Below are 14,945 nucleotides of genomic sequence, written 5' to 3'. Positions count from 1 at the left end.
CTGTATTCGGCAGCGGTCTTAAGCGAATTGGCGTAGAAAGCGCAGATCGTTTTCAAAAAACAGGCGTAAGTCATTAACGCCATAGCGCAGCATCGCTAAACGTTCAGCCCCCATTCCGAAGGCAAAGCCGGTGTAGCGCTCAGCATCGATACCTGCGTGACGGAAAACCTCAGGATGCACCATGCCGCATCCCATCACCTCTAACCAGCCGCTATGAGAACACACGCGGCAGCCCGAACCACTACACATCACGCACTGAATATCCACTTCGGCAGAAGGCTCAGTGAATGGAAAGTACGAAGGACGGAAACGTACAGAGAGATCGTCGCGCTCAAAAAATGCTTGCAGAAAATCTTCGATGGTACCTTTTAGATCTGCAAAGCTAACCCCTTCGTCGACCAGCAAACCTTCCACCTGGTGGAACATTGGCGTGTGGGTCAAGTCTGAATCGCTGCGATAAACACGGCCCGGGCAGACGATACGAATGGGTGGCTCGCAATCTTTCATCGTACGGACTTGCACTGGCGAAGTGTGAGTACGCAGTAACCGCGTAGCATCAAAATAAAAGGTGTCGGCCATACCACGAGCAGGATGGTGCGCCGGAATATTAAGGGCTTCAAAATTGTGATAATCATCTTCAATTTCAGGCCCAATCGCCACATCGTAGCCGATGCGTGTAAACAGTCCTTCAATACGCTCAAGCGTTTGAGTAACCGGATGCAAACCGCCCTGGGACTGATTGCGCCCTGGCAACGTGACATCGATGCTCTCCGCAGCCAAACGCGCATTTAACGCAGCACTGTCAAGCTGCTGGCGTTTAGCATCAATTTCGCTGGCAAGCGTTTGCTTAGCCTGGTTAATACGCTCACCCGCAGCAGGTCGCTCTTCTGCTGACAGCTTTCCCAGGCCTTTCAGTAAGGCAGTTACCTCACCTTTTTTACCTAAGTAGCTTACTCGTAACTCGTCTAGTGCAGCGACACTCTGCGCGGCCTGAATGGCGTCGCGAGCCTCAGATACCAGAGTAGGAAGGTGATCCATCCGTTTCACTCCGAATTAAGCGATGTCCATCTCTGAAGATGGCGTAGCACGTTGAAGGTGGCAAAAAAACAGGGGAAGAGCGGCTGCTCTTCCCCTGGATGGGTCACTCTGAAATGACCTCAGGCACGTTACACGGGCAAGTGCCCAGTGCAATTTACCTTATTGGGCAGCCTTGGCTTTTTCCACGATGGCAGCAAATGCAGCCTTTTCGTGTACTGCCAAATCGGCCAATACTTTACGGTCGATTTCGATCCCAGCTTTCTTAAGGCCACCAACAAAGCGGCTATAAGACATACCGTTGATGCGAGCACCGGCGTTAATACGCTGGATCCACAGTGCGCGGAACTGACGCTTACGGTTACGACGGTCACGGTAAGCGTACTGACCAGCTTTGATAACGGCTTGCTTGGCAACGCGGAATACACGCGAACGGGCACCGTAGTAACCTTTAGCAAGTTTCAATACTTTTTTATGGCGACGACGCGCTACTACGCCACGTTTAACTCGAGTCATAACACACTCCTGACTTTAAGGCTGAGGCAAAAAAATTGTGCACTCAGAAAAACGAAAACCCGAATTATAAATTCGGCAGCATACGCTGGATAAGCGCTTTGTCGGATGCGTGAATCTGCTTCATACCACGCAGTTGACGCTTACGCTTAGTCGATTTCTTGGTCAAGATGTGGCTACGAAAAGACTGCTTATGCTTAAAGCCATTAGCGGTCTTTTTAAAGCGCTTCGCAGCGCCGCTGTTGCTTTTGATTTTCGGCATGAGGAATACTCCGCTCGATATTTTTTAGAAAATCCAGGGCCGACCACCGTGTTACCGGTGGCCCGTTGGCATCGCCGTTGGATCACTTCTTTTTCGGGGCAATAATCATGATCATCTGGCGCCCTTCCATTTTCGGGAAAGACTCTACCAAACCGATCTCTTCCAGGTCAGCCGCAATCCTTTCCATCAGCTTACGCCCGATGTCTTGGTGCGCCATTTCACGACCACGGAAGCGCAATGTGACTTTGCCCTTATCACCACCTTCAAGAAAGCGCGTCAGGTTTTTCAGCTTGACCTGATAATCGCCTTCATCGGTGCCAGGACGGAATTTAACTTCCTTAACCTGGATTTGCTTTTGCTTCTTCTTTTGAGCCGCTTTCTGCTTCTTGCTCTCAAAAACGAACTTACCGTAATCCATTATCTTACAGACAATGGGATCGGCATTTGAAATTTGCACGAGATCTAAGCTTTCGGATTCAGCACGCTCTAACGCTTCGGTGGTAGGCACTACGCCTAACTGCTCACCGTCGCTACCGATAAGACGTACTTCTTCTTCAACGATTCGCTCGTTCATTGGTGGGCGTTTATCTGCTGGACGCCCTCGCTGGTTGCTTCGCTTGATCGCTCCGTCTCCTTAGGCAATTGACGATGTCGCCAGGGCTGCTCTCTCGGCGGTGTGGCGCTCAATAAACTCATCGACCGTCATTGTACCGAGATTTTCGCCGCTACGTGTTCGTACGGCCACTGAGTCAGCTTCGACTTCCTTATCTCCTACCACAAGGAGGTAAGGAACTTTCTGTAACGTATGCTCACGGATTTTAAAGCCGATCTTCTCGTTCCTCAAGTCCGCTTTTACACGTAAGCCACTTTTTTGCAGGCGTTTCTCCAATTCTAACGCATATTCACGCTGTGAATCGGTAATAATCATGACGACAGCCTGCTGTGGAGCCAGCCATAATGGCATAGCCCCCGCATAATGTTCAATCAGGATGCCAATGAAACGCTCCATGGAGCCTACGATAGCACGGTGCAGCATGACTGGCGACTTTCGCTGCCCTTCTTCGGTCACATACTGGGCACCGAGGCGCTCGGGCATCATGAAGTCAACCTGCATGGTACCCACCTGCCACTCACGACCCAAGCAGTCTTTCATATGGTATTCAATCTTGGGGCCATAGAAGGCACCCTCACCCGGTAGCTCTTGCCACTCAACATCGCAAGCTTTCAGCGCACTACGCAGTGCATCTTCTGCACGATCCCAAACGTCATCATTACCAATACGCTTTTCTGGGCGAAGCGCAATCTTAATCGCGATATCTTCAAAACCGAAATCGCTATATACCTTGAGCGCCTGACGATGAAAGTTAGTGACTTCGGGCTCAACCTGAGCCTCGGTACAAAAAACATGGCCATCGTCTTGAGTAAAGGCCCGTACACGCATAATGCCGTGCAAAGCACCTGAGGGTTCGTTGCGATGACACCCACCAAATTCACCAAAACGAACGGGTAATTCACGATAGCTACGCAAGCCGGAATTAAACACCTGAACGTGGCCAGGACAATTCATCGGCTTAAGAGCATACTCACGCTTTTCAGACTCGGTAAAAAACATACCGTCCGCGTAATTGTCCCAATGGCCTGATTTCTTCCAAAGCGATACATCCATAATCTGAGGACAGCGAATTTCTTGATAACCACCTTCTTTATAGACATTACGCATATACTGCTCGACCTGCTGCCATAGCGCCCACCCATTGGGGTGCCAGAACACCATGCCCGGCGCTTCTTCTTGCATATGGAAGAGGTCAAGTCGACGGGCTAGCTTGCGGTGGTCACGCTTTTCGGCTTCTTCGAGGCGCTTAATGTACGCTTTAAGCTGTTTTTTATCGCCCCACGCAGTGCCATAGATACGTGTAAGCATGGTGTTATCAGAGTCACCGCGCCAATAGGCACCCGCAAGCTTTGTTAGCTTAAAGGCCTTTAAATGGCGAGTATTCGGCACGTGCGGACCGCGGCACATGTCGGTATATTCTTCATGATGATAAAGGCGAATGGAGGCGTCATCGGGAATAGCGCTGATAATATCCTGCTTATAGGGTTCATCACGCTGTACAAATGTCTGCATAGCCTGATCGCGATCTACGTATTCGCGCACCACATCGTACTCGCGCTCAATCAGAGACTGCATGCGCGCTTCGATAGCTTCTAGGTCATCTGGCGTGATGGATTGACCAAACTCAATATCGTAGTAAAAACCGTCATCAATGACCGGCCCAATGGCCATTTTGGCGGCCGGGTACATCTGTTTAACCGCATGACCAATCAAGTGGGCACAGGAGTGGCGGATTATTTCTACGCCTTCATCATCCCGCGCAGTAATAATAGAAACGCGGGCATCTTGCTCAATCAAATCAGCAGCATCGACCAGCACACCATCAATCTTTCCAGCAATGCAGGCCTTAGCCAAACCAGGGCCAATGGATTCTGCAAGCTGCATAATGGTTAGCGGCGCTTCAAACGTTTTTTGACTGCCATCAGGCAGGGTCACAATAGGCATTCAGGTTCCTTGAGCGCAGTGGTGATCCATACCAAGGATCACATATCGCTATCAATGGTCTTGGGAGGCACTTAGCTTAACAATATAAACAGCGGCCAGCCTAGCAGACTGAGCGCTGCCTCAAAATAAAAACGGGAGGCCAAGGCCTCCCGCTTCTTTACCAAACTCTTGCTGACTAATCGCTATCTACGATTAGCAAAACCAGCAAAAATAGGTGTGATTACTTCCACTCGTCCAATTCTACGCGACGGTTCTGGAAGCGACCTTCTTCAGTTTCATTAGAGGCTACTGGCTGCTCTTCACCGAAACCTACAGACTGCATGCGGTTAGAAGCTACGCCGCGGCTAGCTAGGTAGCGCGCAACAGACTCAGCACGTTCTTGTGACAAGTTTTTGTTGTACGCATCAGGGCCGCGAGAATCTGTGTGGCCTTCGATGCTTACACGTACGTCGGTGTTGTTTACTAGACGCTCAGCAACACCGTTAAGTACGTTACGTGCATTAGAAGTCAACTCTGCAGAGTCGAATTCAAAGTTAACGTCTTGGAGTACAACGCTGTCCGGGCAACCCAGCGCATTAACTTCTACGCCTGCTGGGGTGTTCGGGCACTGGTCACGGTAGTCAGGCACACCGTCGTTGTCGGAATCAAGCGGGCAACCGCTTGCGTTAACTTCTACGCCAGCAGGTGTGCCTGGGCACTGATCACGGAAATCAGGCACGCCATCACCATCAGAATCTAGCGGGCAGCCCTGTGCGTCAACTGCAACGCCAGCAGGCACTTCACCGAAGCTAGGGCACTGAGGAGCGACAGGCTCAGGCGTACGATCAGCACACAGCAGACCACCAATAGCGCCACCAACAACAGCGCCTGTAGCGGCACCACTTTCTTCGTCAGAATCGCCGCTAACTGCATAGCCAATGCTGCCAGCGATAACACTGCCTGCCAAACCGCAAACAAACGGGTGGTTGTACCAGCTGCTGTCACTGCTAGCGCTTGATTGGCCGGAAGACTGAGAGGCCGAGCTGGCACAGCCAGATAGACCCACTACCAGTGCGGAACCGATTAGCAAGCCAGTCGTTGATTTTTTCATGTAAAACTCCTTCTTGATCCAATGCTGAAATGGTCTTAAGTGACCAAATCTATCCAATGCTTCTTATTTGCGAGAGCATCCATTTTTCGCCTGTTTCGCATTACTAAGTACAGCGCACTCAATCATAACGAAACGGTGTGCCTATCATTAACGCTTAAGCGCAAGAAGGCAACAATGCCAAGATATCAACTTCTTGCCAATACCGACATCATTCAGCATAGCAAAATTGCCACAATGGGCACTAAAAAGTTTGCGATGCCTTTTGGCGGCTCATGCCGCACAAAACTGATACTTCTTAATATAATCTCAATGCAATACATCTGCACCTTTGGCCCGCCATTCTAATACAGCTTTAGCCGCCGCCACTACTGCTTCTCGCATATCATCTTCTGCTGCTAATCTTTCTTTATCTTCTTGCATACGTTCACGGGCTGTCAGCTGCTGACGAGCCGAGTGAGTGTTCAAATGTCGCGTGCGATTAAAGTGCTCACTAAACGCTTGAAATGCCGGCCTTTCAGCCAAGCTAGAGTCAACAATCTCTAGTAGTACCTTACAACGCCATGCACCCTCAGTGATATCGACTTGCTGCTGAACTAATGCACTCGCCACATAGTCGAGATTTTCTAAGCTGTTCTGAAGCGCACGGCTATCTTCATCGCGTCGATACGCTTCTCTGCGACCAACCTCTTTGCGCAAGCGCCATGCATACAGGCACAGACCGATAACGACAGCAAGCGCCATCACAAATAAAATTAACGCCCCCGTTGAGCTCATAAAACCTCTCATTAAGCGTGTAAATTTCTTGACGAAAATTGTACACCCTTATACCCCCAATAAGCTAATAGCATATAATGATGAATATTAACGGCACCATAAGTCTCACCGGCAGGCCACAGACAGGCTTATAAAAACCCTTACGCTACGCCAGAATGTCCGACTGCCAGCATCACAGTCAAACAAGGCGGATAATCTGCAGATCAGGGAAGAAATCTGTGCATTTACATGCAGACAGATGCCAATCTATAGCTTCAAATATGTAATAATCGACGCTAACTTATACGAATCGCGCCACCCGATGGAGTGCCTTATGATCAAGCGTCGCCCTACCCTGCGTATTAAGAGCGGCTTAGCTCTTGCACCGCTTTTATTGTTGGCAGGTTGCACTACTTATACTTGGCCGGATGGCTCAAAGAAAACCGTCATTGGTGTGGTACCCGATGATGAAAATCAACGCTATGAAGAGCAACAAGCTGATGGCGTACGCTATCGCATTCCCGATGAAATCCCTGACACCCGCAGTGAATAAATATGCAGTGAATAAACATAGTTTGGCTAATATAAATGAGGTCTGCTCACGGCTGACCTCGTTTTTTAGTATACGACGTCGCAAGTGCCGCTAGCGGGTCTTCAGGCCATGGGTGTTTGGGATATCGGCCGCGCATTTCCTTGCGTACATCTGGATAACCATTTTGCCAGAAGCTGATTAAATCCTGGGTGACTTGCACTGGCCTACGCGCAGGCGAAAGCAAATGAATCATCACTGCAACGGCTCCATTCGCCACCGTCGGCGTTATCCGCCAACCAAACGCTTCTTGCAACTTTAAAGCCAGTACTGGCGGGCGCTGTGAAAGGCAAGGCGCATAATCCAAACCAATATGTTTACCACTGGGCACATCGAGTGCTAACGGCGCTAGCTGTTCAAACTCAAGCTGCTGCTCCCACGTCAATGTATTGAGCAAATAGCGCCCTAGCGGAAGTTTTTCAATTTGACTCAGCCGATTTATACCGATCAAGTAGGGAGCCAGCCAGCTTTCTAGCGATGCCAGTAGTGCCTCCTCCGACCAATCCGGCCACGCTGCTCCAATATTGTCGCTCAGTAGTGACATCCTCCCACGCAGCTGCTGCAGCTGATCGCCTAGCAACCACCCGGGCTGCTGTCGAAGCGCGCCCAACAGCGCTTGTTTCACGGCCTCTTCGGGCAAGCGGGCTAGAGGCCGCCGGGCAATCACAAGGCTACCGTGCGCCTGCACTTCCTCACCAACTAAGCGGCCCTGCTCTTGCGACCATTCCACGCGTGACTGCCACTGGCTAATGCCAGGATATAGGGAGCACAGTGACGCTAGCGCCAACGACTCGCCGGTTACTATCCGCACCGGACCATTTGCCGCGCTATTGATCGCGATCGCCACTATATATGCCTGATGCGCCAAGGTATTACTTAATGACAGCGTGGCCGTTTTGCCATTGGCGAGTCGAAATTGGCCAGGACTTAGCTGTTGGCCAATGCGCTCAGGATAGGCCAACGCTAAAAGAGGCCCTAGGGGCTCTAGCACCGCATCGCTAATGCGCACGCCTGCTTTTTTAGCCAGCCTTAGCGCCTCACGCTGCCAGTTTGGGAAACGCTTCGGATGGCGAAGCCGCTGTGCTAATTCATCGGCCAGAGAACTCTGCGCTGTTTCACGCCCCTCCAACAGTGCGGCCAAGCCACAGGCCAGCGGCAGCGCTTTTAAATCACCGGCGCGCTCTAGCATTGCGGCTATTCGGGGAGCTACCGGCCACTTGGCACAACGGGCACCTAGCGGCGTTAGCTTATGATATTGATCTAATACGCCTAGCTGTATCAGCAGCGCCTGACCACTAGACCAAGCGCCTTTTGGTGGCGGTGTGACCCAACGCAAATCCTCTGACGACGAGACTCCCCAACAGGCCAGCTCAAGCACAACGGCTGAAAGATCCGCTTGCTGGATTTCCGGCTCGCCGTATGGCGCCAGCGTCTGCTCTTGAGCCCAAAGCCGAAAACACGCCCCTTCACGCTGCCGCCCAGCCCGCCCCCTGCGCTGATCAGCGCTCGCTCGGTTAATGCGCCGCGTCGTGAGTCGGGTTAATCCGCTTCGTGGATGAAAAAGAGGTACCCGCTCTAAGCCACCGTCGATGACGACGTTCATTCCATCAACGGTAATACTCGATTCAGTAATGGCAGTAGAAACAATAATGCGCTGCTGCGATGCACTCGGTGCCAAGGCCGCCTGCTGCTCAGCAATACTCATCCTTCCGTGCAGCGGCCGTACCGCCATAAGAGGCATAGCGCTGTTCAGAGCAGCAACGACGCGATTGATCTCCGCCACGCCGGGCAAAATCACCAGCACATCTTGCGTGCCTGGCATTGCAAGCGCTTCGTTGACCACACGCAGCGTATGATTGGCATCACTCTCACCGCTCAGCCCAGGACGATAAGCGGTTACTACCGGATACTGGCGACCGTGACACTCTATGACAGGAACCTGATCACCCAGAATTCGCTTAAGAGCATCAACATCCAGCGTTGCCGACATCACCAGCAGACGTAGATCGTCACGAATGCTGGCCTGAACATCCAATGCCAGCGCCAGCCCAACATCGGCATCGACGCTGCGCTCATGAAATTCATCAAAGATGATACCAGCAACGCCTTCAAGCAGCGGATCATCCTGGAGCATTCGAGTGAGCACGCCCTGAGTCACTACCTCTAAACGAGTTTGCGCGCTAACACAGCTGTCGCCACGCATGCGATAGCCTACCGTTTGCCCAACCGGCTCACCCAGCTGCTGAGACATAAAGCTAGCGGCTAAACGAGCGGCAACACGTCGCGGCTCTAACAAAAGCAGCTTCTGACCTTTCGCCCAGTCAACCGTTAGCAGCGATAATGGAACGCGCGTTGTTTTGCCCGCTCCCGGCTGAGCAATCAGCATCAGCCTATTGCTGGAGGCTAAAACAGCTTTAATAGAATCCAGATGCTGATCAATGGGTAAGGCGCTCATGGTAGGTTCACTTATCCACCAAAGACACGCCAGAGCCGGCCTGCATAACGCCGCACCCTTTTAAGATAACGTGCTCAAGAAAGCAGGAGATAGACTCAAGGTCCTCCTGTGTCAACGCATCTCGCCCTAGAATGCCGCTAACTTGAGCGCTATATTCAGTGTAGTGCTGAGTAGCTGACCAGATTAAGAAAATTAACCACCGGGGATCCACAGCATCCATTTTACCCTGCGCAGACCACTGACGAATGATAGCAGCGCGCGCCTCAACCCAATCGCGTAACTCGCCGGCTAAATAATCACTTAGAAAAGGCGCGCCCGCTAAAATTTCCGCCGCAAATAATTTTGATCCCGCTGGATAGCGCTGACCAAGTATCATTTTTGTACGAATAAAGTCACTGAGTACCGCTGATGGATCACTATCCGGAGTAATGTCTTCAAGGACTTCGTTCCAGCGGCGCATCATGCGGTCAAGCAATCGCATATAAAGTGCCTGCTTACTTCCCATGTAGTACAAGACATTCGCTTTAGGAAGCCCGGCTTGATCAGCAATTACTTGCAAACTCGCGCCACGAAAGCCGTGTTGAGAAAAGACCAGCTCAGCGGCAGTAAGAATACTGGCCTCTATTTTTTCACGACTCGGAGTTTCATAGCTGGTAGATACAGCGGTCATCAAACGTGTTCCTTAAATGATTGCCTAACGTACCTGGAACACATTGTTCGGCAGGGTTATTGGCTGCACTTAAACGTCACATCTTACACAAGCCTGCCCCAAGGTGGTGCGGTGAGCAAACACTTGCAAGGTGAGATGTTTTATCCCAAGCTCAATGCATATTGACCGATCGGTCAGCACAATCCTGGTCTATACGATCACAGTGGAGTTTGTCATGGCATCGATTGCGTTCCTACTCAATGGCACCCTTCAGCGGTGTGACGTTTCACCCGATACGAGTATTTTAACCTTATTACGCGAGCATTTGGCTCAAACAGGCACTAAAGAAGGCTGTGCATCGGGCGATTGTGGTGCCTGTACCGTAGCAATCGGTGAATCAACGACGGGAACGCAAACGTTTAGTAGCGCTAATGCATGTATTACACCAGCCCATCAACTACAGGGGCGGCATTTAGTGACCGTTGAAGGGTTGACGAAAGAGAAGCACTTACACCCAGCGCAACAAGCAATGATTGAGTGCCATGGCAGCCAATGTGGTTTTTGTACGCCGGGCATTGTCATGTCTCTTTTTACCCTGCATGACGATATTCGCCAACGCTGTGCTCCGCGAGCATCTGAGCGAGCACAAGGACGATCTCAAGAACTATCTCAAGAACTATCTCAAGAGCGCCTTGAAGCAACGCTGGGTGGCAATTTGTGCCGCTGCACAGGCTATCGCCCTATCCGCGATGCGGCGTTACGTATGAATGACATACCCTATGAGCGTCCCCAATGGTTTGACGCGGCGCTGCCTGTAGAAAAAGGTGAAACGCTATCAATAGATTCAGAAGGTAACGCTTCTTTTTTTGCCCAGCCAGAGTCTCTTGCCGAACTAACACAACTACGGCATCGAGCACCTGACGCACGTCTTGTGGCGGGTGGCACCGATCTGTGGCTGGAAACCACTCAACGCTTGGCAACTCTTAATCAATTAATCGATATTTCCCGGGTTAGCGAGCTTCTCATCATTGAAGAGACAACGTTTGAGGGCCAGCCCGGTTGGTGGATAGGCGCAGGGGTCACTTATTCCAGACTTTATCCGTTATTTAAAGAGTACTTCCCCGCCTTTGCTCATCTTCTACACCGGCTGGGTTCTGAGCAGATTCGCAACCGAGGAACCCTCGGTGGCAACATTGCTAATGCCTCGCCCATCGGCGATACACCGCCAGTATTGCTGGTATTAGGCGCCCAGGTAGAGCTCGCCAGTACAAAAAGGCATCGCTGTCTGTCGTTAGAGAATTTCTTTCTCGACTATAAAAAAACCGCATTAGCCACAGATGAAATTATCTCTCGTATTTTCATTCCCCAACCTGCTAAAAACCAACAACTACGGGTGTGGAAGCTATCCAAACGCCGCGAAGATGATATATCTGCAGTACTTGGCGCTTTTAGCTACCGCTTGGAACAGGACGTTATGCGAGATGTGCGCATTGCCTTTGGCGGTATGGCCGCAACGCCCAAGAGAGCCTTGAACAGCGAAGCGGCATTAGAAGGTCAAACGCTTTCACCAGACGGCTTTAGAGCGGCCCAGCAAGCCCTCGCCAGCGACTTTCAACCGATGGGAGATGTGCGCGGCAGCGAACATTACCGTCAACAGGCCGCTGCCAACCTGCTGGAACGGCTCTACCTGACGCTTTCAGCGCCCAACCAGGAGGTCATGCTCCATGCGTACGCTCACTAAACTGGATGGCGATAGCAGCCGCGCCCGCCGCGAACTGCATGACCACATTCAAGGGTCGGGTCCGCTAGCCCGCCATACCATTGAGAACCATGCCGTTGACAACACGAGCTCACGCCAAGCGGGCAACGCTAGCTATCATGAAAGTGCCGAGAAGCACGTGACTGGAAAAGCGGCGTATATCGACGACTTAAAAACGCCTGCCGATGCGCTGCATATTGCTCTTGGTTTGTCCCCCATTGCGCACGGTACTTTGACCAAGCTAAATCTCGACGCAGTAAAGCAAGCGGCAGGCGTTATTGATGTCATTACCTTCCACGACGTACCTGGCCATACTGACATAGGGCCAGTATTTCCTGGCGACCCCATTTTTGTTGATACCAACATTAGCTACGCAGGCCAATGCCTGTTTGCCGTTGCAGCGACGTCACTACAAGCAGCCCGACGAGCGGTAATCCTCGCAAAGATTGATATTGACGAACAACCTGCCCGTCTAGATCCGGTCGAGGCTACCGAGCGCGAAGAATTTGTGCGCCCAACCCACGTACAAGAGCGCGGGGACTGGCAGCAAGCCTTACATCATGCCGAGCAACTCATCGAAGGCAACCTGTTCATCGGCGGGCAAGAGCACTTTTATTTGGAAGGGCAAGCTTGCGTTGTGCTGCCAACCGAAGATGAGGGCGTGATTGTCCAGACTTCTAACCAGCACCCGAGTGAAACACAAAAGCTCGTTGCGGAAGTGCTTGGCATTCCCTTTCATGCGGTAACGGTCGAAGTTCGCCGCATGGGTGGGGGCTTTGGAGGAAAAGAAACCCAGGCATCACCATGGGCTTGCATTGCCGCCATCATCGCCCGTCGTACTGGCAAAGCAACTCGCTTACGGCTGCCCCGTCGCGAGGATATGCACGCCACGGGAAAACGCCACCCCTTCCATAATCGCTATAAGCTTGCGATTGACGCGCAAGGGGTTATCCAAGGCGGTGAAATTACCGTTATTGGCGACTGCGGGTATTCACCGGATCTTTCCGACGCTATCGTTGATCGTGCGATGTTTCATGCTGACAATGCCTACTCGCTTGGCGATGTGAAAGTAACCGGACACCGCGCCAAAACACATACGGCATCCAACACGGCGTTTCGAGGCTTTGGTGGCCCCCAAGGCATGATGATCATTGAAGCAGCCATGGATGATATCGCTCGCCAAGTGGGCGAAGACCCTCTAACTATCCGCAAGCGCAATTTTTATCGTGAAGGTCGTGACGTTACCCACTATGGCCAGCAAGTCGACCAGCAGCAGCTTTTGCATACGCTGGTCGAGACGCTGGAAAAAGACAGCGACTACTGGGCACGCCGAAAAGCGATTAGCGCATTTAATGTTAATAGCCCAGTGATTAAAAAGGGCCTCGCGCTCACTCCGGTTAAGTTTGGCATTTCATTCACTGCCCAGCATCTCAACCAGGCCGGTGCACTACTACACGTATACACCGACGGTAGCGTCATGATTAATCATGGCGGCACCGAAATGGGCCAGGGACTGCATACTAAAATCTGCCAAGTGGTCGCCCGGGAACTGGGCCTTGATTTAGACAATGTGCGCATTAGCGCAACACGTACCGACAAGGTACCCAACACCTCACCCACCGCTGCGTCTAGCGGCGCTGATTTGAATGGCATGGCGGCACGCGATGCGGCGAGCAAGCTGCGTGAACGCCTTTTTGACTTTGCGACCGAGCACTTTTCTGAGGGACTAGACCGTGAAGGCATGCGTCTGGCAGATGGTATGCTGATCGCGGGTTTCGGGAAAAGTAAGCGCAGCATTCCATGGGGTGAACTGATTCAAACGGCTTATCTCCATCGCATTTCACTATCAGAAAAAGGCTTCTATGCCACTCCGCTGATTCACTATGATCGCTCAGTCGGCCAGGGTCGCCCCTTTTACTACTATGCGTTTGGCGCGGCGGTAGCCGAAGTCAGCGTGGATACGCTCAGCGGCGAGTATCAGATCGATCGTGTCGACATCTTGCATGACGTGGGCGAAGCACTGAATCCAGCTATTGATATGGGGCAAGTAGAGGGTGGCTTTATACAAGGGATGGGCTGGCTAACCAGTGAAGAGCTAAAATGGAACGACAAAGGTGTGCTCGTTACAGATGGCCCTGCGACCTATAAAATCCCTACCTTTGGCGACCTACCCGCTGTTTTTAACGTTGCCCTGCTGGAAGGCCACCCTAACTCCATGGCAAGCCTTTATCGTTCCAAAGCCGTCGGTGAGCCCCCTTTTATGCTGGGTATTTGTGTATGGTCGGCGCTGCGTGATGCGCTTTCTAGCTTAACGGACTACCAGTTATCGCCTCATTTAGATACTCCAGCAACCCCTGAACGCGTCATGCTCGCGGCAAATTTGATTAGGAAGAAAGCGCTGTGACTCTACAAATCGCCAACACATGGCATGCGGCGCTTGATTACTTTCAGCGCACAGGCACACCACATGTTCTCGCGACCCAGATCACCAGTGCAGGATCGACTCCCCGTGAGCCTGGCGCTCGAATGATCATTACCGAAGATGCTATCTTCGATACGCTAGGCGGCGGTACGTTTGAGTGGCAAACCATTGCTGCCGCACGTGCGCGCTTGGCAGAACAGTGTTACGGACTCAGCTTAGAAGCCTTTTCATTAGGCGGACGCAGCGGCCAGTGCTGCGGCGGTTTCGTCAACATACTGTTAGAAGCCTTTTCAGGGTCATCAGCAATGCTTGCCGTGTTTGGTGCAGGCCATGTTGGCCGTGAAATCGTTAAGCTAAGCGCCCCCTTACCTTGGCAGCTATATTGGTACGACAGCCGCAGTGATGCCTTTGATAATATTTGTGAAAACACACAACGTCACCCTCGCCTGACCTATCAAGCGCTACATGATGCTCAGCAATGCGTGGCCGAACTGCCGTCATGCGCACATGCGCTGGTACTCACGCATCAACATGATGAAGATTACGCACTGATTGCAGCGCTTATTCAGCGAGATGACCTAGGTTCCATTGGGTTAATTGGCTCTGAAAGCAAATGGGCAAGCTTCCGTGGGCGCCTTCAACGTGATGATTACACCGCTGAACAAATTCAGCGGGTACGCAGCCCCATCGGCTGTCTTCATGGTAAAAAGTTGAGCAATAAGACGCCCTATGCGATTGCTTTGACTGTGATCACTGAGCTGCTCTGGCTGGCTGACACGCCTGCCCCACAGGACACTCGTGGCCTCGATCCTCAGGCGCTGCGAGCACTATTTGACGAATCCTCTACTACCACGAGTTGAT

The 14,945-nt window shown here is 51.8% G+C and carries 13 protein-coding genes; 4 read left to right on the top strand and 9 right to left on the bottom strand.

The window, feature by feature from the left end:
• Window positions 1-18: 18 nt before the first annotated feature.
• The 7 genes from pheS to CIK78_RS10635 form a co-directional block, all read right to left on the bottom strand.
• Complete coding sequence (gene pheS, locus CIK78_RS10665; RefSeq protein WP_096279839.1) at window positions 19-1,038, bottom strand: phenylalanine--tRNA ligase subunit alpha; 1,020 nt, start codon at window positions 1,036-1,038, stop codon at window positions 19-21.
• Window positions 1,039-1,197: 159 nt separating this feature from the next.
• Window positions 1,198-1,551 carry a 50S ribosomal protein L20 gene (gene rplT, locus CIK78_RS10660; RefSeq protein WP_078087679.1) on the bottom strand — a complete coding sequence of 118 codons (354 nt, stop codon included), beginning with the start codon at window positions 1,549-1,551 and terminating at the stop codon, window positions 1,198-1,200.
• Window positions 1,552-1,615: 64 nt separating this feature from the next.
• The gene (gene rpmI, locus CIK78_RS10655; RefSeq protein ID WP_009724291.1) at window positions 1,616-1,810 is read right to left on the bottom strand and encodes a 50S ribosomal protein L35; all 195 of its coding nucleotides are present in this window, start codon (window positions 1,808-1,810) and stop codon (window positions 1,616-1,618) included.
• An 82-nt stretch (window positions 1,811-1,892) separates the two neighbouring features.
• Window positions 1,893-2,384: a translation initiation factor IF-3 gene (infC, locus tag CIK78_RS10650; RefSeq protein WP_141393037.1), complete on the bottom strand. Its 492-nt coding sequence runs from the start codon at window positions 2,382-2,384 to the stop codon at window positions 1,893-1,895.
• A 60-nt stretch (window positions 2,385-2,444) separates the two neighbouring features.
• Window positions 2,445-4,367 (bottom strand): threonine--tRNA ligase, encoded by a 1,923-nt coding sequence (thrS, locus tag CIK78_RS10645; protein WP_096279835.1) that lies wholly within the window; start codon window positions 4,365-4,367, stop codon window positions 2,445-2,447.
• A 220-nt stretch (window positions 4,368-4,587) separates the two neighbouring features.
• Entirely contained in the window at window positions 4,588-5,457 is an 870-nt protein-coding gene (locus tag CIK78_RS10640) for an OmpA family protein (protein ID WP_096279833.1), read from the bottom strand.
• 306 nt (window positions 5,458-5,763) lie between these two features.
• Complete coding sequence (locus CIK78_RS10635) at window positions 5,764-6,231, bottom strand: DUF2489 domain-containing protein (protein ID WP_096279831.1); 468 nt, start codon at window positions 6,229-6,231, stop codon at window positions 5,764-5,766.
• Window positions 6,232-6,544: 313 nt separating this feature from the next.
• Between CIK78_RS10635 and CIK78_RS10630 the strand changes: the two genes are divergently transcribed.
• On the top strand, window positions 6,545-6,763 hold the full coding sequence (locus CIK78_RS10630) for a hypothetical protein (RefSeq protein WP_096279829.1): 219 nt from the start codon (window positions 6,545-6,547) through the stop codon (window positions 6,761-6,763).
• Window positions 6,764-6,809: 46 nt separating this feature from the next.
• Here the strand turns inward: CIK78_RS10630 and hrpB are convergent, their stop codons facing one another.
• Window positions 6,810-9,254, bottom strand: a complete 2,445-nt coding sequence (gene hrpB / locus CIK78_RS10625; protein WP_096279827.1) for an ATP-dependent helicase HrpB — start codon at window positions 9,252-9,254, stop codon at window positions 6,810-6,812.
• A 7-nt stretch (window positions 9,255-9,261) separates the two neighbouring features.
• Complete coding sequence (locus CIK78_RS10620; protein WP_096279825.1) at window positions 9,262-9,924, bottom strand: TetR family transcriptional regulator C-terminal domain-containing protein; 663 nt, start codon at window positions 9,922-9,924, stop codon at window positions 9,262-9,264.
• A 214-nt stretch (window positions 9,925-10,138) separates the two neighbouring features.
• Between CIK78_RS10620 and xdhA the strand changes: the two genes are divergently transcribed.
• From xdhA to xdhC, 3 genes are read left to right on the top strand one after another with little or no spacing between them, the layout of a single operon-like run.
• Entirely contained in the window at window positions 10,139-11,644 is a 1,506-nt protein-coding gene (xdhA, locus tag CIK78_RS10615; RefSeq protein WP_096282352.1) for a xanthine dehydrogenase small subunit, read from the top strand.
• Window positions 11,628-14,066, top strand: coding sequence for a xanthine dehydrogenase molybdopterin binding subunit (gene xdhB, locus CIK78_RS10610; protein ID WP_096279823.1), 2,439 nt, complete (start codon window positions 11,628-11,630; stop codon window positions 14,064-14,066). The genes xdhA and xdhB overlap by 17 nt, the downstream gene beginning before the upstream one ends.
• Window positions 14,063-14,944 (top strand): xanthine dehydrogenase accessory protein XdhC, encoded by an 882-nt coding sequence (gene xdhC / locus CIK78_RS10605; RefSeq protein WP_096279821.1) that lies wholly within the window; start codon window positions 14,063-14,065, stop codon window positions 14,942-14,944. The genes xdhB and xdhC overlap by 4 nt, the downstream gene beginning before the upstream one ends.
• Window position 14,945: the final 1 nt, after the last annotated feature.

Origin of the sequence: Halomonas sp. JB37, assembly GCF_002332255.1 — a bacterium.
Lineage (GTDB): Bacteria > Pseudomonadota > Gammaproteobacteria > Pseudomonadales > Halomonadaceae > Vreelandella > Vreelandella casei.
Note: the sequence above shows the minus strand (reverse complement) of the source record. Positions and strands in the feature narration are given on the sequence as shown.